Below are 21,337 nucleotides of genomic sequence, written 5' to 3' on the forward strand. Positions count from 1 at the left end.
ACACTTCGGTGATGGGGTCTAACCAGCCACCCTCAGGAGGAAAACCGAGGCCATCGCGCAGACGCCGCGGATCCGGCTTCGCCGGTCCGCCAGCGTCGCCCCCTGGGGGGGAGCGGCGCAGCCGCAACGGGGGGTCACCTTTCACGCCAGTTGGTTTTCCACGCCAGCCACAGCTTGCGCAGCGGGGTCAGCGCGGTGCGCTGGTGCAGCACCTGGAAGCCGGTGGCCTCGATCTCGCGCAGCAGCGTGCGGTAGATCTCCGCCATCATCAGGCCTGGCCGCTGTGCACGGCGCTCGTCGGCGGGCAGCGCCGCGAACGCCTCGTCGTAGGACCGGTGCGCGCGCTCGGCCTGGAACTTCATCAGCGAGGTGAAGCGCTCGCTGTAGCCCCAGGGCGCCTCGCGCTTGAGCAGCTCGTGCGCCTTCACGTCGAAGCGCTGCAACTCGCTCACCGGCAGGTAGATGCGGCCGCGGCGCGCATCGTCGCCGACGTCGCGGATGATGTTGGTGAGCTGGAAGGCGCGGCCCAGGGTGTGGGCATAGCGTCGCGTGCCCTCGCTCAGCGGGCGCCCGGGCTCGCAGCCGAAGATGCTGGCAGCGACCTCGCCGACCACGCCGGCCACCAGGTGGCAGTAGCGTCGCAGCGTCACGTCGTCGAGGTAGCGCGTCTGGGTGAGGTCCATCTCGCAGCCGTCGATCACGGCGCTCAGGTGCTCGGCACGGATGCCGTAGTCGGCCACGTGCGGCATCAGGGCCTGCAGGACCGGGTGGTGCGCCTGACCGGCGAAGGCCTCGGCCACCTCCTTGCGCCACCAGGCCAGCTTGGTGGCCGCGACGCCGGGGTCGGAGACTTCGTCGACGACATCGTCGACCTCGCGGCAGAACGCGTAGAACGCGGTGATGGCGGCGCGGCGCGGCGGTGGCAGGAACAGGAAGGCGTAGTAGAAGCTCGACCCGCTCGCAGCGGCCTTGTCCTGCACGTACTGTTGGGGCGTCATGGGGCGAGGGCGGGGCGGGCGAGTCGGTGCGGTGATTCAGGAGATTGTCACATCGGCCGCGGGCCGCACCGTGCTCCGTCAGGCGCGTGCACGCATGCGGCAGGCACGCCAGGCGATCAGCGGTCCGTCCAGCGCCCGCAGCCGCGGCCGCCGGCGCAGCGTGGCGAACTGCAGGGCCTCGATCTTGTCGACGATGCGCAGGCCGCCCTGCACCACGCCGCGCAGTTCCCAGCCGGCCCGGCCCGGCAGCCGGTGGACCAGCGGCGCGCCGCTCAGCATCAGCCCGCGCGTCCAGGCGCATTGCGCCTGCACCAATGCCCGGCTGGCGACGCTGTCGTGCTGCAGGAACAGCGCGGCCTCGTCGACGCCGTGGGCAGCGCACTGGTCGAGCGGAATGTAGAGCCGGCCGCGCGGCAGGTCGATGCTCAGGTCCTGCCAGAAATTGATGAGCTGCAGCGCGCTGCAGATCGCATCGGAGCGCTGCAGGCTGTCGGCGTCCTGCACGCCGTACAGGTGCAGCAGCAGCCGTCCCACTGGATTGGCCGAGCGGCGGCAGTAGTCCAGCAGTTCGGCGCGGTCGGAATAGCGGGTCTGGACCACGTCCTGCACGAAGGCGTCGAGCAGGTCCTCCAGCAGCGGCAGCGGCAACGCGTGCTTCGCGATCGCGACGGACAGCGGCTCGAACACGGCGGCCCAGCGTTGCGAGACCGCCGCGCCGGCGGCGACGGCATGCAGGTCGGCGCGGTAAGCCGCCAGGTCGGAGAGCCGCTGCGCGGCGGGCGCATCGCCCTCGTCGGCCAGATCGTCCGCCGTGCGGGCGTAGTGGTAGACCGCCGTCACGGCCGGCCGCAGGGCCGGTGGGCAGAGCAGCGAGGCGACAGGAAAGTTCTCGTAGTGATCGACGCTCATCGGGGCCTGCATGCTGGCGTGCGGCCGCATTGTCCACGCCGGCGGCGCGCAGCGAGCCGGGACGGACGCCGCGTTGACAGGCCCTGCGACCGACCCGTATATTACTGACCAGTCAGTCATTAAATCTTCCGGAGCTCCGTTCCACTGCGCCGGGAGTCCATTCCCGTCCCGTCCACCTGACGTTCAAGGGTTCGACATGCGCCTGCCGTTCTCTCGCCGCGTCCGCCTCGCCGTGATGCCGCTGTGTGCCCTGTTCCTGCTGGCCTGTTCGAGGCACGAGCCGGCGCCCGAGCCGGTGCGAGCCGTCCGCACGCTCACCGCTGCGGGCGACGTGGCCGGCGGTCGCTACGAGTTCGCCGCCGAGGTGAAGGCGCGCATCGAGTCGCGGCTCGGCTTTCGTGTCGGTGGCAAGATCCTGCGGCGCGATGTCGATCTGGGCGACAGCGTCAAGGCCGGCCAGGTGCTCGCTCGGCTCGATCCCCGCGATCTGCGGCTCGGCGAAGACAGTGCGCGGGCGGCCCTGTCGTCGGCCCAGGCCAGCCATGACCTCGCCGCAGCCGACCACCGGCGCTACCAGGAACTGCTGGCCCAGGGCTTCATCAGTGCAGCCGAGCTCGAGCGTCGCGACGCCACGCTGAAGGCGGCGCGCGCCGCGCTCGACCAGGCCCGTGCCCAGTTGGCCGTGCAGGGCAACCAGGCCGACTATGCGGTGCTGCGGGCCGATGCGGCGGGCGTCATCACGGCGGTGGAGGCCGAGCCCGGCCAGGTGATGGCGGCTGGGGCGGCCGTGCTGCGACTGGCCCAGGACGGGCCACGCGACGCGGTGTTCTCGATCCCCGAGGACAAGCTGGCGCTGGTGCGGGCGCTGGTAGGCAAGCCCGGCGCGGTGAAGGTTCAGCTCTGGGGTTCGTCGGAGTTGCTGCCGGCGACCGTGCGCGAGATCGCCGCGGCCACCGATGCCGCCACGCGCACCTTCTTGGTCAAGGCGGACGTGGGGCGTGCCGAGGTCAAGCTCGGACAGACGGCGGCGGTGATGATCGAGACGCCTCGGATCGCCGGCGTCATCAAGCTGCCGCTCAGCGCGCTGGTGGAATTGCAGGGCAAGACCTCGGTATGGCTGCTCGATGCGCAGAGCATGACGGTGCGGGCCCAGCCGGTGCAGGCCAGCGGCGCCGAGGGCAATGCGGTCATCGTGACGGCCGGCCTGGTGCCGGGCCAGGAGGTGGTGACTGCCGGCGTCCACCTGCTGACTCCGGGCCAGAAGGTCAAGCGCTACGCCGAGCCGGGCGCGGCAGCCGCCGCCGCGTCGGCCGTGACCGCGGTGACTCACTGAGTCCGAGGCCGTGATGGACGCACCCGCTGCCGATCGCTTCAATGTCTCGCGCTGGGCACTCGAGCACGCCGCGCTGACGCGCTACCTGATGGTGGTGCTGATGGTGCTGGGCTTCGTGGCCTACTTTCAGCTGGGGCAGGACGAGGATCCTCCATTCACCTTCCGCGTGATGGTGGTGCAGGCCTTCTGGCCCGGTGCGACCGCGCAGCAGATGGCCGAGCAGGTGACCGACAAGATCGAGCGCACGCTGCAGGAAGTGCCCTATGCCGACAAGATTCGCAGCTACACCAAGCCCGGCGAGTCGCTGACGCTGCTGCAGATCAAGGACTCGTCGCCAGCGCGCGAGGTACCCAACGTCTGGTACCAGGCGCGCAAGAAGCTGGGCGACGCGCGGGGCCAGTTGCCCTCCGGCGTGCAGGGCCCGTTCTTCAACGACGAGTTCGGGGACGTCTATGGCTCGATCTACGCGCTGTCGGCCGATGGCTTCAGCGACGAGGAGCTGCGCCAGCATGCCGAGTCGCTGCGCACACGGCTGCTGCGGGTGCCCGACGTGGCGAAGGTCGAGCTGTTCGGCGTGCAGGCCGAGAAGGTGTACGTCGAGATCCCGCAGAAGCGGCTGGTGCAACTGGGCATCGACCTGAACGCGGTACTGGCCCAGCTGGGCGCGCAGAACGCGGTGGAGGGCGCGGGCGCCTTCCACGTCGCCGGGCAGACGGTGCAGGTGCGCATCGGCGGTCAGTTCAACTCGATCGACGAACTGCGCGCCTTCCCGATCCGCGCGGTCAATGCGAGCACCGGCGCGGCCAGCAGCCTGCGGCTCGGCGACATCGCGACCATCCAGCGCGCCTACGTGGACCCGCCGAGCATCAAGGTTCGCCACCAGGGACGCCCGGTGATCGCGCTGGGCATCTCGATGTCGCGCGGTGGCGACATCATCGAGCTCGGCAAGAACCTGCAAGCGGCCACCGCGAAGATCCAGGCCGACCTGCCGATGGGTGTGGAGCTGTCTCAGATCCAGGACCAGCCGCAGGCGGTGTCGCGTTCGGTGGGCGAGTTCGTGCGGGTGCTGATCGAGGCGGTGGTGGTCGTGTTGGCGGTGAGCTTCATCGCGCTGGGCCTGCACTCCAGGCCGCTGCGCATCGACGTGCGACCCGGGCTGGTGGTGGCCATCACGATTCCGCTCGTTCTGGCGATCACCTTCATCACGATGTACTACTGGAGCGTGGGCCTGCACAAAATCTCGCTCGGCGCGCTGATCATCGCGCTGGGCCTGCTGGTCGACGACGCCATCATCGCCGTCGAGATGATGGTGAGGAAGCTCGAGGAGGGCTACGACAAGGTCCGCGCCGCCACCTTCGCCTACGAACTGACCGCGAAGCCGATGCTGACCGGCACGCTCATCACCGCCGCCGGCTTCCTGCCGATCGGGCTGGCGAAGTCGGTGACGGGCGAGTACACGTTCGCGATCTTCGCCGTGACCACGGCAGCGCTGCTGATTTCCTGGGCGGTGTCGGTGTACTTCGTGCCCTACCTCGGACTGCTGCTGCTCAAGGCCAGGCCGCACACGGCGGGCGAGGCCGCGCACGAGCTGTTCGACACACCGTTCTACACGCGCTTTCGGGCGCTCCTCAACTGGTGCGTGGCGCACCGCTGGCTGACCATCGGCGTGACGCTGCTGGTGTTCGCGCTCGGCATCGTCGGCATGGGGCGGGTGCAGCAGCAGTTCTTCCCCGACTCGAGCCGCCCGGAGATCCTGGTCGACCTGTGGCTGCCGGAGGGCGCCTCCTATGCGGCCAGCGAGGACGTTGCCAGGCGCTTCGAGGCCCGCCTGATGCGCGAGCCCGGGGTCGAAGCCGTGACCACCTGGGTCGGTTCGGGTGTGCCGCGCTTCTACCTGCCGCTCGACTTCGTGTTTCCGCAGACCAATGTGTCGCAGTTCATCCTGCTGCCCAAGGACCTGGCGGTGCGCGAGACGCTGCGCCAGAAGCTACCGGCGCTGCTGGCCGAAGAATTCCCTGAGGTGCGCGGGCGGGTCAAGTTGCTGCCCAACGGGCCGCCGGTGCCCTATCCGGTGCAGTTCCGGGTGATCGGCGACGACGTCCAGGCGGTGCGGCAGTGGGCCGACGAGGCCAAGGCCATCCTGCGCGGCAACGCCAGCATGCGCGGCGTCAACGACAACTGGAACGAGTCGGTGAAGGTGCTGCACCTCGAGGTGGACCAGGACAAGGCCCGCGCGCTCGGCGTCACCAGCCAGGCCATCGCCCAGGCCTCGCGCACGGTGCTGACCGGCAGCACGGTGGGCCAGTACCGCGAGGGCGACCGGCTGATCGACATCGTGCTGCGCCAGCCGGCCGACGAGCGCAACGCGCTCACCGACCTGGCCAATGGCTACGTCCCGACCACTAGTGGCCGCTCGATCCCCCTGGTCCAGATCGCCAAGGTCGGTTTCACCTGGGAGCCGGGCGTGCTGTGGCGAGAGGGGCGGCATTACGCCGTCACCGTGCAGGGCGACGTGGCCGAAGGCCTGCAGGGCGCCACCGTGACGGCGCAGCTGTGGCCACAGCTCGAACAGCTGAGCCGGCGCATGCCGCCGGGCTACACGATCGAGATCGCCGGCGCGGTGGAAGAGAGCAGCAAGGGCCAGGGGTCGATCGCCGCCGGGGCGCCGCTGATGCTGTTCATCATGTTCACGCTGCTGATGCTGCAGCTGCACAGCTTCAGCCGCGCGGTGCTCGTGTTCCTGACCGGTCCGCTGGGCATCGCCGGGGTGGCGGCCGCGCTGCTGCTGCTGGGGCGGCCGTTCGGCTTCGTCGCATTGCTGGGTGTGATCGCGCTGAGCGGCATGATCATGCGCAACTCGGTGATCCTGATCGACCAGATCGAGCAGGATCGCGCCCGTGGCATCCCGGCCTGGACGGCCATCGTGGAGTCGGCCGTGCGGCGCTTCCGACCGATCGTGCTGACGGCCGCCGCCGCGGTGCTGGCGATGATCCCGCTGACCCGCAGCGTGTTCTGGGGGCCGATGGCGGTGGCGATCATGGGCGGGCTGATCGTCGCCACCGCACTGACGTTGCTGGCCCTGCCGGCGATGTATGCGGCGTGGTTCAGGGTCCGGCGCCCCGAACTGGAAGCCGGCTAAAATCGCCGGTCGTCCGAATCGGGGCCCCGGCGAAGCGGTGCACCGAACTCGACCGAACTCGACGACAAGGGCCGGCGGGCCCTTGTTCAATTTCCAGCGCGGGTGGCGAAATTGGTAGACGCACCAGGTTTAGGTCCTGACGCCCGCAAGGGTGTGCGGGTTCGAGTCCCGCCCCGCGCACCACACGCATCCTTCAGTCCAGCGAGAGAGTACAGATCATGGCTGTCACCGTCGAAACCCTCGAGAAGCTCGAGCGCCGCATCACCCTCATCCTGTCGGCCGACACGATCAAGAACGAGGTCGAAATGCGCCTGAAGCGCCTGGCCAAGACGGTCAAGGCCGACGGCTTCCGCCCCGGCAAGGTGCCGATGAGCGTGGTGGCGCAACGCTATGGCTACTCGGTCCAGTACGAGGTGATGAACGACAAAGTCGGCGAGGCCTTCAGCAAGGCCGCCAACGAGGCGCAGCTGCGCGTCGCCGGCGCGCCGCGTATCTCCGAGAAGGAAGGTGCACCCGAAGGCGAGCTGGCCTTCGACGCGACCTTCGAGGTCTATCCGGACGTGAAGATCGGCGACCTGTCGGCCACCGAGATCGACCGCGTGAGCACCGAGGTGACCGATGCCGCGATCGACAAGACGCTGGACATCCTGCGCAAGCAGCGCCGCACCTTCGCGCAGCGCGCGGCGAGCGAAGGCGCGGTCGACGGCGATCGCGTGACGATCGACTTCGAGGGCAAGATCGACGGGGTGCCGTTCGACGGTGGCAAGGCCGAGGGGTTCCAGTTCATCCTTGGCGAAGGCCGCATGCTGGAGGCCTTCGAGAAGGCGGTGCGCGGTATGAAGACCGGCGAGTCCAAGACCTTCCCGCTGCAGTTCCCCGACGACTACCAGGGCAAGGAAGTGGCCGGCAAGGAGGCTGACTTCCTGGTGACGCTGACCAAGATCGAGGCACAGCACCTGCCGGAGGTCGACGAGGCGTTCGCGCAGTCGTTGGGGATCCAGGACCCGACCCTCGAAGGCCTGCGCGCCGACATCCGCAAGAACCTCGAGCGCGAGGTCAAGAACCGCCTGATCGCCCGCAACAAGTCGGCGGTGATGGAGGCCCTGATCAAGGTGGCCGACCTCGACCTGCCGAAGGCGCTGGTGCAGAACGAGACCGATCGCATGATCGAGGGCGCCCGCGCCGACCTGAAGCAGCGTGGCATCAAGGACGCCGACAAGGCGCCGATCCCCGCCGAGATCTTCCACGAACAGGCCGAGCGGCGAGTGCGCCTGGGCCTGGTGGTGGCGGAGCTGGTGCGCACGAACCAACTGCAGGCCAAGGGCGAGCAGATCGGGGCGCACATCGAGGAGATGGCGCTGAGCTACGAGAAGCCCGAGGAGGTCCGCCGTTGGTACTTCGGCGACCGGCAGCGCCTGGCCGAGGTCGAGGCCCTGGTGGTCGAGAACAACGTCACCGAGTTCGTGCTGTCGAAGGCCAAGGTCAGCGACAAGCAGCTGCCGTTCGACGAGTTGATGGTCTGACCCGGCAACGCTGTCTCCGAAGGCGCCGTGCCGCGAGGCCGGCGCCTTCTTGCCATCTCTCGAGGCTTGCTCTTGACGCGACATAATCAAGCCGCATCTGAAGCAGGTCGTCGAATCAAGGAGTGCCATGAGCGCGCTGGAAACACAGAATCTGGGCATGGTGCCCGTCGTCATCGAGCAGTCGGGCCGCGGCGAACGCGCCTACGACATCTACAGCCGTCTGCTGCGCGAGCGCGTGATCTTCCTGGTCGGTCCAGTCAACGACCAGACCGCCAATCTGGTGGTGGCGCAGCTGCTGTTCCTGGAGAGCGAGAACCCCGACAAGGACATCTCGCTGTACATCAACTCCCCGGGCGGCTCGGTCAGCGCCGGTCTGTCGATCTTCGACACCATGCAGTTCATCAAGCCCGACGTGTCGACGCTGTGCATGGGCATCGCGGCGAGCATGGGGGCTTTCCTGCTGGCCGCCGGCGCCAAGGGCAAGCGCTTCGCGCTGCCGAACTCGCGCGTGATGATCCACCAGCCCTCGGGCGGGGCCCAGGGCCAGGCGACCGACATCGAGATCCAGGCGCGCGAGATCCTGAAGCTGCGCGAGAGTCTCAACGGCATCCTGGCCGAGCGCACCGGCCAGCCCCTGGAGAAGATCCGCGCGGACTCGGAGCGCGACTACTTCATGTCGGCCGAGGAAGCCACCGGCTACGGCCTGATCGACAAGGTGATTGCGCAGCGCGCCTGACCCGACTGGCCGGGTAACTGGGTGGGCAACGGGGCCTTTTTCGACACCAAGGCCCCGTTTTCTTTTCCCTTATCATTCTTGTCACTCCCCAGACGGCTCGTCCCATGCCCGAGAAAAAAGGCTCCTCCAGCGAAAAAGTGCTGTATTGCTCGTTCTGCGGGAAGAGTCAGCACGAGGTGAAGAAGCTCATCGCCGGCCCGTCGGTGTTCATCTGCGACGAGTGCATCGAACTCTGCAACGACATCATCCGTGACGAAGTGCCCGCGGAAAGCGGGGACGCGAAGGCAGCCAAGAGCGATCTGCCGGTACCCGGCGAGATCAAGGCCAGTCTGGATCAGTACGTGATCGGACAGGAGCCGGCCAAGCGCACGCTGGCCGTCGCGGTCTACAACCACTACAAGCGCCTCAAGCATGTGCAGGGCGTGGGCAAGAAGGAGGACGTGGAGCTCGCCAAGAGCAACATCCTGCTGATCGGCCCCACCGGTTCCGGCAAGACACTGCTGGCGCAGACGCTGGCGCGGCTGCTCAACGTGCCGTTCGTGATTGCCGATGCCACCACGCTGACCGAGGCCGGATACGTGGGCGAGGATGTCGAGAACATCATCCAGAAGCTGCTGCAGAACTGCAACTACGAGGTCGAGCGCGCGCAGCGCGGCATTGTCTATATCGACGAGATCGACAAGATCTCGCGCAAGGCCGACAACCCCTCCATCACGCGTGACGTGTCGGGCGAGGGTGTGCAGCAGGCGTTGCTCAAGCTCGTCGAGGGCACGATGGCCAGCGTGCCGCCGCAGGGCGGCCGCAAGCACCCGAACCAGGACTTCCTGCAGATCGACACCACCAACATCCTGTTCATCTGCGGCGGCGCCTTCGACGGCCTCGAGAAGGTGATCCAGAACCGCTCCGAGAAGTCGGGGATCGGCTTCGGCGCCAGCGTGCAGAGCAAGACCGAACGCAAGGTCAGCGAAGTGTTCCGCGAAGTCGAGCCCGAGGACCTGATCAAGTTCGGTTTGATCCCTGAGCTGGTCGGCCGCCTGCCGGTGGTCGCCACGCTGGGCGAGCTGACCGAGGACGCGATGGTGCAGATCCTCACCGAGCCGAAGAACGCGCTGGTCAAGCAGTACCAGAAGCTGTTCGCGATGGACGGCGTCGAGCTCGAGATCCGGCCGTCGGCGCTGACCGCCATCGCCCAGAAGGCGCTGGCCCGCAAGACCGGAGCGCGCGGGCTGCGCTCGATCATGGAGCACTCGCTGATGGACACCATGTTCGATCTGCCCACCATGGATGGCGTCCAGAAGGTCGTGCTCGACGAGCACACGATCGAAGAACACACCAAGCCGCTGCTGGTCTACCGCGAACAGAAGGCCAGCGCCTGAGGCCGTAGGCGCATCCGAGGCTGGCCCGTCACCGCTCCGCCTGCCACCGTCGCCGCCACCCCAGGCTCCCTTCTTGCAATTCCCCGCTCGGGCTCCATCTGAGCCTGAGAAAGAGAGGCCTCCATGTCCGGACATCCCGTTCTTCCCGCCGACCCGATCACGCTGCCGCTGTTGCCGCTGCGTGACGTGGTCGTGTTCCCTCACATGGTGATCCCGCTGTTCGTCGGCCGCCCCAAGTCCATCAAGGCGCTGGAAGCCGCGATGGAAGCCGGCCGCCAGATCATGCTCGTGGCTCAGAAGGCCGCCGGCAAGGACGAACCCAAGGCGGACGACATGTTCGACATCGGCTGCGTCTCGAGCATCCTGCAGATGCTGAAGCTGCCCGACGGCACGGTGAAGGTGCTGGTCGAGGGCATGCAGCGCGCCACCACCGTCAGCATTGACGACAGCGGCGAGTACTTCACCGCCGAAGTGGCCCCGATCCCGCCCGAGCAGGGCGCCTCGCCGGAAGTCGAGGCGCTGCGTCGTGCCGTGACGCAGCAGTTCGACCAGTACGTCAAGCTCAACAAGAAGATCCCGCCCGAGATCCTGACCTCGATCGCCGGCATCGACGACGCCGGCCGCCTGGCCGATACGATCGCCGCCCACCTGCCGCTCAAGCTCGAGAACAAGCAGGCCATCCTGGATCTCGACTCCGTGAACGCGCGGCTCGAGAAGCTGCTCGAGCAGCTCGAGCATGAGGTCGACATCCTGCAGGTCGAGAAGCGCATCCGCGGCCGCGTCAAGCGTCAGATGGAGAAGAGCCAGCGCGAGTACTACCTCAACGAGCAGGTCAAGGCGATCCAGAAGGAACTCGGCGAGGGCGAAGAAGGTGCGGATCTCGAGGAGCTCGAGAAGAAGATCATCGCCGCCAAGATGCCCAAGGACGCGCGCAAGAAGGCCGACGCTGAGCTGAAGAAGCTCAAGCTGATGTCGCCGATGTCGGCCGAGGCGACGGTGGTGCGCAACTACATCGACACCCTGGTCAACCTGCCCTGGGCGAAGAAGACCAAGATCAAGCACGACCTGCTCAATGCCGAGGACGTGCTCAACGAAGACCACTACGGCCTCGACAAGGTCAAGGACCGCATCCTCGAGTACCTCGCGGTGCAGGCGCGCGTGGACAAGGTCAAGGCGCCGATCCTGTGCCTGGTCGGCCCCCCGGGGGTCGGCAAGACCTCGCTCGGTCAGAGCGTGGCGCGCGCGACCGGACGCAAGTTCGTGCGCATGGCGCTAGGTGGCGTGCGCGACGAGGCCGAGATCCGCGGTCATCGCCGCACCTACATCGGCTCGATGCCTGGCAAGGTGCTGCAGAGCCTGACCAAGGTGGGCACGCGCAACCCGCTGTTCCTGCTCGACGAGATCGACAAGCTGGGCATGGACTTCCGCGGCGACCCGTCGTCGGCGCTGCTGGAAGTGCTCGATCCCGAGCAGAACCACACCTTCAGCGACCACTACATCGAGCTCGATTTCGACCTCAGCGACGTGATGTTCATCGCCACGTCGAACTCGATGAACATCCCGCCGGCGCTGCTGGACCGGATGGAGGTGATCCGTCTGTCCGGCTACACCGAGGACGAGAAGCTCAACATCGCGCAGAAGTACCTGCTGCCCAAGCAGTGCAAGAACAACGGCGTGAAGGAAGAGGAACTCGACGTCACGGAGAGCGCGCTACGCGGCATCATCCGCTACTACACGCGCGAAGCCGGTGTGCGCTCGCTCGAACGCGAGATCAGCAAGATCTGCCGCAAGGTGGTCAAGGGTCTGTCGCTGAAGAAGTACGCTGGCCGCGTCGTCGTCACCGACGAGAACCTCAACGACTTCCTGGGCGTCCGCAAGTTCGACTACGGCCGTGCCGAGAAGGAAGACCAGGTCGGCCAGGTGGTCGGTCTGGCGTGGACCGAGGTCGGCGGCGACCTGCTGACCATCGAGGCGGCGGTGATGCCCGGCAAGGGCAACATCATCCGCACCGGTTCGCTCGGCGACGTGATGAAGGAATCGGTCGAGGCGGCCCGTTCGGTGGTGCGCTCGCGCGCCCGTCGACTGGGCATCAAGGACGAGCTGTTCGAGAAGCGCGACATCCACATCCACGTGCCCGATGGCGCAACGCCGAAGGACGGGCCGAGCGCCGGTGCGGCGATGACGACGGCGTTCGTGTCGGCGCTGACCGGCATTCCGGTGCGCTCGGATGTCGCGATGACCGGCGAGATCACGCTGCGCGGCGAGGTCACGGCGATCGGCGGGCTCAAGGAAAAGCTGCTGGCGGCCCACCGTGGCGGCATCAAGACCGTGATGATCCCGGAAGAGAACGTCAAGGATCTCCAGGACATCCCCGAGAACGTCAAGAACCACCTCGAGATCGTGCCGGTGCGCTGGATCGACAAGGTGCTGGAGGTCGCACTCACGGCCCTGCCGCAGCCGCTGGTCGACGAGGAGCCCAAGCCCGAGACACCCAAGCCCGATGCGGCACCGGCGGCCGGCGGAGAAGTGATCAAGCATTGAGCCGGCGGGGCGGTGGCGTGCTTGCGTCACCGCCACTGCTTCGGCTATACTGCGAGGCTCGCAACGAAGCGATTCCTTGCGAGACGGTCAGTGAAAAGTGTGCGGGAATAGCTCAGTTGGTAGAGCGCAACCTTGCCAAGGTTGAGGTCGCGAGTTCGAGCCTCGTTTCCCGCTCCAGTCTTGTGATGAAAGGGAAGCTCATGCTTCCCTTTTTCGTCAGCGGTTTGTTGTCAGGATCGCTGGTGTGGTCGTGCGACTCCAGGGCGCGGTAGCAAAGCGGTTATGCAGCGGATTGCAAATCCGTCCAGGGCGGTTCGACTCCGCCCCGCGCCTCCAGTCTCCGTACGGTTGTGCTTCCTCATCGCCTCGCGCCAGCGAGGCGTTTTTGTTTCCGGCCTCCTGTGCGGCGCTACCATCCGCTCGGGCCTCGATGGCGAAATTGGCAGACGCAGCGGACTTGAAATCAATTTGAGCGCCCGCGCGGAAACGCGCGGGATGAATCCCGTCAAATTCGGAGAACCCCCTGCGGTGCGTTACGCATCGCGAGGCAACGCCGAGCCAAGCCGCAGCCGGGCCGGGGCGGAAGGTGTAGAGAGCGGACGGCGGGCACCTAAGGCGCAAGCGATGGTGAAGGCGCGCTCCAGACCCCGAACGCGTACAGCGCTGGCTGCGCGCGGCGGCGAAAGCCGTAGCAGGTAAGAAAATCCGCCGGACCCTGACCGGTCCATCCCGGTTCGATCCCGGGTCGAGGCACCACCGAGCCCCCTGCGGGCGGCTTTGCCGTCCGCCGTGCGGCGTTTCGCGCACGCGTGTGCCTCGCCTCAGACCGCCGGGAGTTGTCGCGTCTCGACCTCGAAGTCCAGCCACCGGCCTGCGACCAGTGTCAGCGTCGCCAGGTCGCCGGTGGTCCACAGCCGGGCGGGCCGGGCGGCGGCCTGTACGTCGGCGGACCGCAGGCCGACGATGAGCTGCTGCACGCGTCGCGCCACGGCGTCGGCCGTGTCCACCAGCTGAACCCCAGCGCCGAGCGCCCGCTGGATGTGCTGCGCCACGAACGGATAGTGCGTGCAGCCCAGTACCACGGTGTCGACCGCCGCCTCGCGCAGTGGGGCTGTGTACCGGTCCACCAGGGCCAGCACCTCAGCGCTGTTGGCATCGCCGGCCTCGATCGCGTGCGCGAGACCGGCGCAGGCCTGCAGATGGAGCTGGGCCCCCTGCGCATGCGAACTGACGAGCCGACGGAACTTGTCGCTGGCCAGCGTGCCGCGCGTCGCCATCACGCCGATGCGGCCGCTGCGGCTCAGTGCGATAGCGGGCTTGATGCCGGGTTCGACCCCGACGAACTGCACGTCGGCATGCTCTTCGCGCAGCGCGCGGACCGCCGCGGCAGTGGCGGTGTTGCAGGCCACCACGATGAGCTGAGCGCCTTCGCGCAGCAGGTGGGTGGTCAGCACGCGCGAGCGCTCGACCACGTAGCCTTCGTCGCGCTCCCCGTACGGAGCGAACCCCGAGTCCGCGACGTACAGCAGGCGCGAGTGCGGCAGGTGGCGGTGCAGTGCGCGCAACACCGACAGCCCGCCGACGCCGGAATCGAACACGCCGATGCAGGCGGCAGAGGGGCGGTCGTCCAGCGGCGCGGCGGTGTTCGTCATGGGCGCGGGAGTCTAGCAAGTGGCCGGATCGCGCAGTTCGGCGCCCTTCATTGACGCCATCGGACATGTCTGGCCGGTGTGGCGATCGGTATCATTCCGCCGGAACCGAACGATCGTGCTTTTTTGCGGGGCGCCGTCCGGGTCGGGCAGGTGGGCTCCATAGAATCGCAGCGCAGGTTTGCATCAATTCCGGAGAAGATCGAATGAAGGCACTGGTCGCCGTGAAGCGCGTGGTGGACTACAACGTGAAGGTTCGCGTGAAGAGCGACGGCACGGGAGTGGACACCGCGAACGTCAAGATGAGCATGAACCCGTTCGACGAGATTGCCGTCGAAGAAGCGGTCCGGCTCAAGGAGAAGGGTGCGGTCAGCGAGGTCATCGCCGTCTCCTGCGGCGTCACCCAGTGCCAGGAGACCCTGCGCACCGCGATGGCCATCGGCGCCGACCGCGCCATCCTCGTCGAGTGCACCGAAGAGCTCCAGCCACTGGCGGTGGCCAAGCTCCTGAAGGCCCTGGCCGACAAGGAACAGCCTCAGCTCGTCATCCTCGGCAAGCAGGCCATCGACGACGACTGCAACCAGACCGGCCAGATGCTCGCCGCGCTCGCCGGCTGGCCCCAGGCCACCTTCGCCAGCAAGGTCGAGATCCTCGACGGCCGGGCGCAAGTCACCCGCGAGGTCGACGGCGGCCTGGAGACCGTCTCGGTCGCGCTGCCGGCGGTGGTCACGACCGACCTGCGCCTGAACGAGCCGCGCTACGTCACCCTGCCCAACATCATGAAGGCCAAGAAGAAGACCCTCGAGGTCCTCAAGCCGGCCGACCTGGGCATCGACGTCACTCCGCGCCTCAAGACCCTCAAGGTCAGCGAGCCGCCCAAGCGCGGCGCCGGCATCAAGGTGCCCGACGTCGCCACCCTCGTGGCCAAGCTCAAGACCGAAGCCAAGGTGATCTGATCATGACCACTCTCGTCATCGCCGAACACGACCATGGCAGCCTCAAGGGCGCCACCCTGAACACCGTCACCGCCGCGCTGCAATGCGGCGGCGAGATCCACGTGCTGGTCGCCGGCCACCAGGCCGCCGCGGCGGCGCAGGCGGCCGCGCAGATCGCCGGCGTGACCAAGGTGCTGCACGCCGACGCGCCCCAGCTCGCCGAGCAACTCGCCGAGACCGTGGCGGCGCAGGTGCTGGCCCTGGCCGGCGCCTACAGCCACCTGCTGTTCCCGGCCACGGCCCACGGCAAGAACGTCGCGCCGCGCGTCGCAGCGCTGCTCGATGTCGCGCAGGTCAGCGACGTCACCCGCGTCGACAGCCCCGACACCTTCGAACGGCCCATCTACGCCGGCAACGCGATCGCCGTGGTGCAGAGCAGCGACAAGGTGAAGGTCCTGACCGTGCGCACCACCGGCTTCGACGCCGCGGGCACGGGTGGTAGCGCGCCGGTGGAGAGCGTGGCGCCGGTGGCCGACGGCGGCAGCAGCCGCTTCGTCGGCCGCGAAGTCACCAAGAGCGACCGGCCCGAACTCACCGCGGCCAAGATCATCGTCAGCGGCGGCCGGGCGCTGGGCAGCAGCGACAAGTTCAACGAGGTGCTCACGCCGCTGGCCGACAAGCTCGGCGCGGCGTTGGGGGCCAGCCGTGCGGCGGTCGATGCCGGCTACGCGCCCAACGATTGGCAGGTCGGGCAGACCGGCAAGATCGTCGCGCCCAGCCTGTACATCGCCGCCGGCATCTCCGGGGCCATCCAGCACCTCGCGGGCATGAAGGACTCCAAGGTGATCGTCGCGATCAACAAGGACCCCGAGGCCCCGATCTTCAGCGTCGCCGACTACGGCCTCGAGGCCGATCTGTTCGAGGCCGTGCCGGAACTGGTCCGGCAGCTCTGAGCTCGACCGCATTCCCCACCCCGGCATCCGAACGCGACGGACCGCGCCCGGGTGCCTCATCGAACCGACAGAAGCTCGGCCTTCCAGGAGACACGTCATGAGCTACCAGGCCCCCGTCAAGGACATGCTGTTCTGCATGCAGGAACTCGCGGCGCTCGAGGAAGTGGCCAGGTTGCCTGGCTTCGAGGACGCCGGCATCGACACGGCCCAGGCCGTGCTCGAGGAGTGCGCCAAGTTCAACGAGGGGGTGGTGGCGCCGCTCAACTGGGAAGGGGACAAGCAGCCCTCGTCCTGGAAGGACGGTCGTGTCACCACGACGCCGGGCTTCAAGGAGGCCTTCCGCGGGTTCGTCGAGGGTGGCTGGCAGGGGCTGCAGCATTCGGTCGACTTCGGCGGGCAGGGTCTGCCCAAGACCATTGGCTCGGCCTGCGGCGAGATGCTCAACAGCGCCAACCTCAGCTTCGCGCTGTGTCCCTTGCTGACCGACGGCTGCATCGAGGCGCTGCTGACCGCCGGCTCCGAGGCGCAGCAGCAGACCTACATCCCGAAGATGATCTCCGGCCAGTGGACCGGTACGATGAACCTGACCGAGCCGCAGGCCGGCTCCGACCTCGCGCTGGTGCGCACGCGCGCCGAGCCGCAGCCTGATGGCAGCTTCAAGCTGTTCGGTACCAAGATCTTCATCACCTACGGTGAGCACGACATGGCCGAGAACATCGTCCATCTGGTGCTGGCCCGCGTCAGCGGCGCGCCGGAGGGCGTGAAGGGCATCTCGCTGTTCATCGTGCCCAAGTTCCTCGTCAAGGCCGATGGTTCGCTTGGCGAGCGCAACGACGTGCACTGCGTCAGCATCGAGCACAAGCTGGGCATCAAGGCCAGCCCGACCGCGGTGCTGCAGTACGGCGACCACGGTGGCGCGGTGGGCTACCTGGTCGGCCAGGAGAACCGCGGCCTCGAGTACATGTTCATCATGATGAACGCGGCCCGCTATGCCGTCGGAGTGCAGGGCATCGCGGTCGCCGAGCGCGCCTACCAGAAGGCCGTCGCCTATGCGAAGGACCGCGTGCAGAGCCGCCCGGTCGACGGCTCGGTGCGCGGCAGCGCACCGATCATCCACCACCCCGACGTGCGCCGCATGCTGATGACGATGCGGTCGCACACCGAAGGCTGCCGCGCGATGGCGATCGTCGCTGCCGCCGCCTACGACGCGGCGCATGCCCACCCCGATGCCGAGGTGCGGGCGCAGAACGAGGCCTTCTACGAATTCATGGTGCCGCTGGTCAAGGGTTACAGCACCGAGATGAGCGTCGAGGTTGCGAGCCTGGGCGTGCAGGTGCATGGCGGCATGGGCTACATCGAGGAGACCGGCGCGGCGCAGTACTACCGCGACGCCAAGATCCTCACCATCTACGAAGGCACCACCGCGATCCAGGCCAACGACCTGGTGGGCCGCAAGACCGCGCGCGATGGCGGCGGCACGGCCAAGGCGATCGCGGCCCAGATCGCGCGCACCGAGGCCGAGCTCGCGGCGCGCGACAGCGTTGCGGCCCGCGCGGTGCTCAAGCGCCTGACGGCCGCGCGCACCGCCTTCGAGCAGGTGGTCGATTTCATCGCCGGCCAGACCAAGGCCAGCCCGAACGCGGTGTTCGCCGGCAGCGTGCCCTACCTGCTGCTGGCCGGCAGCCTGATGGCCGGCTGGCAGCTCGCCCGGGCGCTGCTGGTGGCCGAGACGCGCGCCGCGGCCGGCGATGACGTGGCCTTCATGAACGCCAAGGTGGCCACGGCGCGCTTCTACGCCGAGCACCAGCTGAGCAAGCTGCCCGGCCTGCGCGACAGCATCGTCGAGGGGGCCGATTCGGTCACCGCGTTGGCGCTGGACGCGTTCTGAGCGGCGGGTCTTCGATGCCGCTGCCGCCGATCCTGCAGAAGCTGCCGCTGCCGATCATCGGCGCGCCGCTGTTCATCATCAGCAACCCCAGGCTCGTGATCGAGCAGTGCAAGGCCGGTGTCGTCGGCTCGATGCCGGCACTCAATGCGCGCCCGGCCGCGCAACTCGACGACTGGCTGGCGGAGATCACCGAGGCACTGGCCGCCCACGACCGGGCGCATCCGGAGCGACCGGCCGCCCCGTTCGCGATCAACCAGATCGTGCACCGGAGCAACGACCGCCTCGAGCACGACATGGCGGTATGCGCGAAGTACAGGGTGCCGATCGTGATCACCTCGCTCGGCGCGCGCACCGACATCAACGATGCGGTGCACGCCTGGGGTGGCGTGGTGCTGCACGACGTGATCAACAACACCTTCGCCCGCAAAGCCATCGAGAAGGGCGCCGACGGCCTGATCGCGGTGGCGGCCGGTGCCGGCGGTCACGCGGGCGTGAAGAGTCCGTTCGCGCTGGTGCAGGAGATCCGCCAGTGGTTCGACGGCCCGGTGGCGCTCAGTGGCGCCATCGCGCATGGCGGTGCGGTGCTCGCGGCGCGTGCGATGGGTGCCGACTTCGCCTACGTCGGCTCGGCCTTCATCGCCACCGAGGAGGCGCACGCGGTCGACGGCTACAAGCAGGCCATCGTCGAAGGCAGCTCGGACGACATCGTCTACAGCAACCTTTTCACCGGCGTGCACGGCAACTACCTGAAGGGATCGATCCGCAGCGCCGGCCTCGATCCCGATGCGCTGCCCGAGAGCGACCCGAGCGCGATGAACTTCGGCGCGGCGCTGAACGACAGCGGACCGAAAAAGGCCTGGAAGGACATCTGGGGCTGCGGGCAGGGCATCGGCGCGGTGCAGCAGGTCGTGCCGGCCCGCTTGCTGGTCGAGCGACTGGCGCGCGAGTACCGCGACGCAGTGTCGCGCGTCGCATCCTGAACCCTCGGCGCACTCAGCGCGCGGTCAGTCCCAGCAGCTCGACCTCGAACACCAACGTGGCATTCGGCGGGATCAGGCCGCCGCCCGCGCCTCTGGGGCCGTAGGCGATGTCTGAGGGGCAGGTCAGCTTGGCGCGGCCGCCGACCTTCATGCGCTGCACGCCCTCGGTCCAGCAGGGGATCACGCGGTTGAGCGGGAACTCGATCGGCTCGCCGCGCTTGTAGGAGCTGTCGAACTCGCGACCGTCGGTGAGCTTGCCGCTGTAATGCACCTTCACCACGTCGGTCGGTCGCGGGCTGCCGCCGCTGCCGTCCTTCAGCGAGAGGTACACCAAACCGCTGGGCGTGACCACCGCGCCGGCCTCCTTGGCGGCGCCGGCCAGCGCATCCGGCTGTGCCCGGGCCGCCATGCTGCCGAGTGCCAGCAGGCCGCCGATCAGCAGCACAGGGAGGTTCGAGGTCGGTTTCGTCACGGGCAGCTCCGGCGGGCAAGGGGATGAGGCGGCGGATCATGCCCGCGTCGCCGCGCCGGTGCAAACACTTGCGCTTCCGCGACATCGATCTCGGGGGCCGGCTGTCGCCGGCCGCCACGCCGGTTCACACCCCGGCGACCGCGCCGAGGCGTGCAGCAGGGGCATGGCCGCGGGGGCGCAGGGTGGCAACCGGCACGCGCGTCGGCGCGTTTCCTACAGACGCAGCAGTCCGCGGCCGACCCCCGGCTTGGGTGGTGAGCTACGGCGCCGGCACCGCCTTGCATCTAAGCTGTACACATCGTCGCTGCCATTGCAGATGGGAGTCCGCATCATGAGCACCGCCTCGTCACTTGCCGCTGCCGACGCCAGCTATGAGCTGCGCTTCGACTCCATGTTCGTCGCCGGACGGGGTCTGTCCTTTCCCTGCGACGCCCACGGGTGCGTCGACCTCGATCGGCTGAGCGAGCGCGCGCGTCACAACTACCTGTACGCAAGGGCCGTCGTGGGCCGCGAATTCCTCACGCCCTCGGTCTGCTGCTGCGCCCTGCACTGAGCCGCCGATCGCGCCCGGCCCCGGCCGCCGGGCTATTGGCCTATCACAAAGTGCGGACCGCATGGTGATCGCCGCGGCCGCTGACAGAAGATCGGGAAGTTTTCCCGGGTGTCGAATTTGCGGCTTGAGGGAAACTCTCCCGCTCGTCACGCATCCCACGCAGGCGTGGCCGGCCCCTAGCCGCGTTTCGAACGACAACCGAGGAGACCTTTCGCATGAAATTCCATTGCCCGCGTGGCGTCACGCTGCTGCCTGCCTTCGCGATCTCGCTGGTTGTCGGGCTCCAGGCAGCGCCGGCCCAGGCAGCCGGCGAAGCCGGCCTGGCTTACGTCAGCAACCAGAACGGCGAACTGTCGGTGATCGACCTCGCCACGATGGAAGTCACCAAGGAGTTCAGCAGTCCGGGCAAGGAACCGCGCGGCCTCGGCGTCACCGCCGACGGCAAGCTGCTGGTCACCGCGAATCGCGCCGATGGCAACATCTCGGTGATCGACCGCGAGACCGGCAAGCTGCTGAGCACCGTCGTGATCGGCAAGAACCCCGAGTTCGTGCGGACCCGCGGCCACATGGCCTTCGTGTCCTTCGAACCGGCCTCCGACGGCAAACCGCCGCCGAAGCCGGGCTCGCCGGAGGCGATGGCTGCGGAGAAGGCCAAGGATGACGACGATGAGAGCCCTGCTTACGTCGCCGTGGTGGATCTGAAGGCCGGGAAGGTGCTGCGGCGCATCCGCGGGGGGCTCGAGACCGAGGGCATCGAGTTCTCTGCCGACGGCAAGCACATCCTCGTGACCAACGAGGAAGATGACAACATCACGGTCCACAATATCGCGACCGGGAAGAAGGTCAAGACCGTCGATGTCAAGCCGTATGGCGATCGGCCGCGCGGCATCAAGCGCGCGCCGGACGGCAAGTCCTATGTGGCCACCATCGAGCACGGCAACACGCTGGTGGTGATGGACGACAAGTACAAGGTCGTCAAGTCGGTCCCGACCGGCGACACGCCGTACGGGCTCGCCTTCGACCGTAGCGGCGAGCGCCTGTTCGTGGCCAATGCGAAGAGCAAGACGCTGCAGGTCTACAACGCCAAGACCTACGAGACCATCAAGACCATTCCGACCGGTGAGCGCTGCTGGCATTTCACCTTCACCCCGGACGACAAGCAGATCCTGATCGCCTGCGGCCGCTCGCACGAGGTGGTGGTGATCGATGCCACGACGCTGGAGCCCACCAAGCGCATCGCCGACAAGAAGCTGCCTTGGGGCATAGTCACGTATCCCAAGTCGGTCGGCAGCCTCGACTGGCCGGAGTGAACGGCGTCTGCGGGTTCGGGTCGCCGTGTGCGACCTGACCCG

Annotated in this window: 16 protein-coding genes and 3 tRNA genes; 15 read left to right on the forward strand and 4 right to left on the reverse strand. The window is 67.8% G+C overall.

The genetic code is table 11. The features are described 5' to 3' along the window. Positions 1-134: 134 nt before the first annotated feature. Complete coding sequence (gene hpnD, locus MPE_RS06470; protein WP_011828886.1) at positions 135-998, reverse strand: presqualene diphosphate synthase HpnD; 864 nt, start codon at positions 996-998, stop codon at positions 135-137. 78 nt (positions 999-1,076) lie between these two features. After that, on the reverse strand, positions 1,077-1,907 hold the full coding sequence (gene hpnC, locus MPE_RS06475) for a squalene synthase HpnC (protein WP_011828887.1): 831 nt from the start codon (positions 1,905-1,907) through the stop codon (positions 1,077-1,079). Positions 1,908-2,103: 196 nt separating this feature from the next. Between hpnC and MPE_RS06480 the strand changes: the two genes are divergently transcribed. The 9 genes from MPE_RS06480 to MPE_RS06520 all read left to right on the forward strand — a co-directional run bounded on the left by MPE_RS06480 (position 2,104) and on the right by MPE_RS06520 (position 12,891). Further along, positions 2,104-3,240 (forward strand): efflux RND transporter periplasmic adaptor subunit, encoded by a 1,137-nt coding sequence (locus MPE_RS06480; RefSeq protein WP_011828888.1) that lies wholly within the window; start codon positions 2,104-2,106, stop codon positions 3,238-3,240. Positions 3,241-3,253: 13 nt separating this feature from the next. Next, positions 3,254-6,379 carry an efflux RND transporter permease subunit gene (locus tag MPE_RS06485; protein WP_011828889.1) on the forward strand — a complete coding sequence of 1,042 codons (3,126 nt, stop codon included), beginning with the start codon at positions 3,254-3,256 and terminating at the stop codon, positions 6,377-6,379. A gap of 96 nt (positions 6,380-6,475) precedes the next feature. Beyond that, a tRNA-Leu gene (locus tag MPE_RS06490) sits at positions 6,476-6,562 on the forward strand. A 35-nt stretch (positions 6,563-6,597) separates the two neighbouring features. Beyond that, the gene (gene tig, locus MPE_RS06495; protein ID WP_011828890.1) at positions 6,598-7,902 is read left to right on the forward strand and encodes a trigger factor; all 1,305 of its coding nucleotides are present in this window, start codon (positions 6,598-6,600) and stop codon (positions 7,900-7,902) included. Positions 7,903-8,029: 127 nt separating this feature from the next. Continuing rightward, complete coding sequence (gene clpP / locus MPE_RS06500) at positions 8,030-8,638, forward strand: ATP-dependent Clp endopeptidase proteolytic subunit ClpP (protein ID WP_011828891.1); 609 nt, start codon at positions 8,030-8,032, stop codon at positions 8,636-8,638. A gap of 104 nt (positions 8,639-8,742) precedes the next feature. After that, positions 8,743-10,014: an ATP-dependent Clp protease ATP-binding subunit ClpX gene (clpX, locus tag MPE_RS06505; RefSeq protein WP_011828892.1), complete on the forward strand. Its 1,272-nt coding sequence runs from the start codon at positions 8,743-8,745 to the stop codon at positions 10,012-10,014. A gap of 123 nt (positions 10,015-10,137) precedes the next feature. Further along, entirely contained in the window at positions 10,138-12,555 is a 2,418-nt protein-coding gene (lon, locus tag MPE_RS06510; protein ID WP_011828893.1) for an endopeptidase La, read from the forward strand. Positions 12,556-12,656: 101 nt separating this feature from the next. Continuing rightward, a tRNA-Gly gene (locus MPE_RS06515) sits at positions 12,657-12,732 on the forward strand. Between the two features lie 85 nt (positions 12,733-12,817). Continuing rightward, positions 12,818-12,891, forward strand: a tRNA-Cys gene (locus MPE_RS06520). Positions 12,892-13,376: 485 nt separating this feature from the next. Here the strand turns inward: MPE_RS06520 and murI are convergent. Further along, positions 13,377-14,207 (reverse strand): glutamate racemase, encoded by an 831-nt coding sequence (gene murI, locus MPE_RS06525; RefSeq protein WP_011828894.1) that lies wholly within the window; start codon positions 14,205-14,207, stop codon positions 13,377-13,379. A 203-nt stretch (positions 14,208-14,410) separates the two neighbouring features. Between murI and MPE_RS06530 the strand changes: the two genes are divergently transcribed. From MPE_RS06530 to MPE_RS06545, 4 genes are all read left to right on the forward strand, one after another. Continuing rightward, positions 14,411-15,160 (forward strand): electron transfer flavoprotein subunit beta/FixA family protein, encoded by a 750-nt coding sequence (locus MPE_RS06530; RefSeq protein WP_011828895.1) that lies wholly within the window; start codon positions 14,411-14,413, stop codon positions 15,158-15,160. A gap of 2 nt (positions 15,161-15,162) precedes the next feature. Continuing rightward, positions 15,163-16,092, forward strand: coding sequence for an electron transfer flavoprotein subunit alpha/FixB family protein (locus tag MPE_RS06535; protein WP_011828896.1), 930 nt, complete (start codon positions 15,163-15,165; stop codon positions 16,090-16,092). A gap of 97 nt (positions 16,093-16,189) precedes the next feature. Next, entirely contained in the window at positions 16,190-17,980 is a 1,791-nt protein-coding gene (locus MPE_RS06540) for an acyl-CoA dehydrogenase (RefSeq protein WP_011828897.1), read from the forward strand. Positions 17,981-17,994: 14 nt separating this feature from the next. Further along, positions 17,995-18,960, forward strand: a complete 966-nt coding sequence (locus MPE_RS06545; RefSeq protein WP_011828898.1) for an NAD(P)H-dependent flavin oxidoreductase — start codon at positions 17,995-17,997, stop codon at positions 18,958-18,960. Between the two features lie 13 nt (positions 18,961-18,973). On the opposite strand, the gene MPE_RS06550 is transcribed toward MPE_RS06545, so the two are convergent. Beyond that, positions 18,974-19,369: an FKBP-type peptidyl-prolyl cis-trans isomerase gene (locus tag MPE_RS06550; protein ID WP_036232172.1), complete on the reverse strand. Its 396-nt coding sequence runs from the start codon at positions 19,367-19,369 to the stop codon at positions 18,974-18,976. Between the two features lie 394 nt (positions 19,370-19,763). Between MPE_RS06550 and MPE_RS06555 the strand changes: the two genes are divergently transcribed. After that, the gene (locus MPE_RS06555) at positions 19,764-19,985 is read left to right on the forward strand and encodes a hypothetical protein (RefSeq protein ID WP_011828900.1); all 222 of its coding nucleotides are present in this window, start codon (positions 19,764-19,766) and stop codon (positions 19,983-19,985) included. Between the two features lie 215 nt (positions 19,986-20,200). After that, complete coding sequence (locus tag MPE_RS06560) at positions 20,201-21,295, forward strand: amine dehydrogenase large subunit (RefSeq protein WP_011828901.1); 1,095 nt, start codon at positions 20,201-20,203, stop codon at positions 21,293-21,295. Positions 21,296-21,337: the final 42 nt, after the last annotated feature.

The organism is Methylibium petroleiphilum PM1 (assembly GCF_000015725.1).
Classification (GTDB): domain Bacteria; phylum Pseudomonadota; class Gammaproteobacteria; order Burkholderiales; family Burkholderiaceae_C; genus Methylibium; species Methylibium petroleiphilum.

Coding starts and splice junctions, on each gene's coding strand:
- hpnD (WP_011828886.1), bottom strand. CDS start 998: ATGACGCCCCAACAGTACGTGCAGGACAAGGCCGCTGCGAGCGGGTCG.
- hpnC (WP_011828887.1), bottom strand. CDS start 1,907: ATGAGCGTCGATCACTACGAGAACTTTCCTGTCGCCTCGCTGCTCTGC.
- MPE_RS06480 (WP_011828888.1), top strand. CDS start 2,104: ATGCGCCTGCCGTTCTCTCGCCGCGTCCGCCTCGCCGTGATGCCGCTG.
- MPE_RS06485 (WP_011828889.1), top strand. CDS start 3,254: ATGGACGCACCCGCTGCCGATCGCTTCAATGTCTCGCGCTGGGCACTC.
- tig (WP_011828890.1), top strand. CDS start 6,598: ATGGCTGTCACCGTCGAAACCCTCGAGAAGCTCGAGCGCCGCATCACC.
- clpP (WP_011828891.1), top strand. CDS start 8,030: ATGAGCGCGCTGGAAACACAGAATCTGGGCATGGTGCCCGTCGTCATC.
- clpX (WP_011828892.1), top strand. CDS start 8,743: ATGCCCGAGAAAAAAGGCTCCTCCAGCGAAAAAGTGCTGTATTGCTCG.
- lon (WP_011828893.1), top strand. CDS start 10,138: ATGTCCGGACATCCCGTTCTTCCCGCCGACCCGATCACGCTGCCGCTG.
- murI (WP_011828894.1), bottom strand. CDS start 14,207: ATGACGAACACCGCCGCGCCGCTGGACGACCGCCCCTCTGCCGCCTGC.
- MPE_RS06530 (WP_011828895.1), top strand. CDS start 14,411: ATGAAGGCACTGGTCGCCGTGAAGCGCGTGGTGGACTACAACGTGAAG.
- MPE_RS06535 (WP_011828896.1), top strand. CDS start 15,163: ATGACCACTCTCGTCATCGCCGAACACGACCATGGCAGCCTCAAGGGC.
- MPE_RS06540 (WP_011828897.1), top strand. CDS start 16,190: ATGAGCTACCAGGCCCCCGTCAAGGACATGCTGTTCTGCATGCAGGAA.
- MPE_RS06545 (WP_011828898.1), top strand. CDS start 17,995: ATGCCGCTGCCGCCGATCCTGCAGAAGCTGCCGCTGCCGATCATCGGC.
- MPE_RS06550 (WP_036232172.1), bottom strand. CDS start 19,369: ATGGCGGCCCGGGCACAGCCGGATGCGCTGGCCGGCGCCGCCAAGGAG.
- MPE_RS06555 (WP_011828900.1), top strand. CDS start 19,764: ATGAGCACCGCCTCGTCACTTGCCGCTGCCGACGCCAGCTATGAGCTG.
- MPE_RS06560 (WP_011828901.1), top strand. CDS start 20,201: ATGAAATTCCATTGCCCGCGTGGCGTCACGCTGCTGCCTGCCTTCGCG.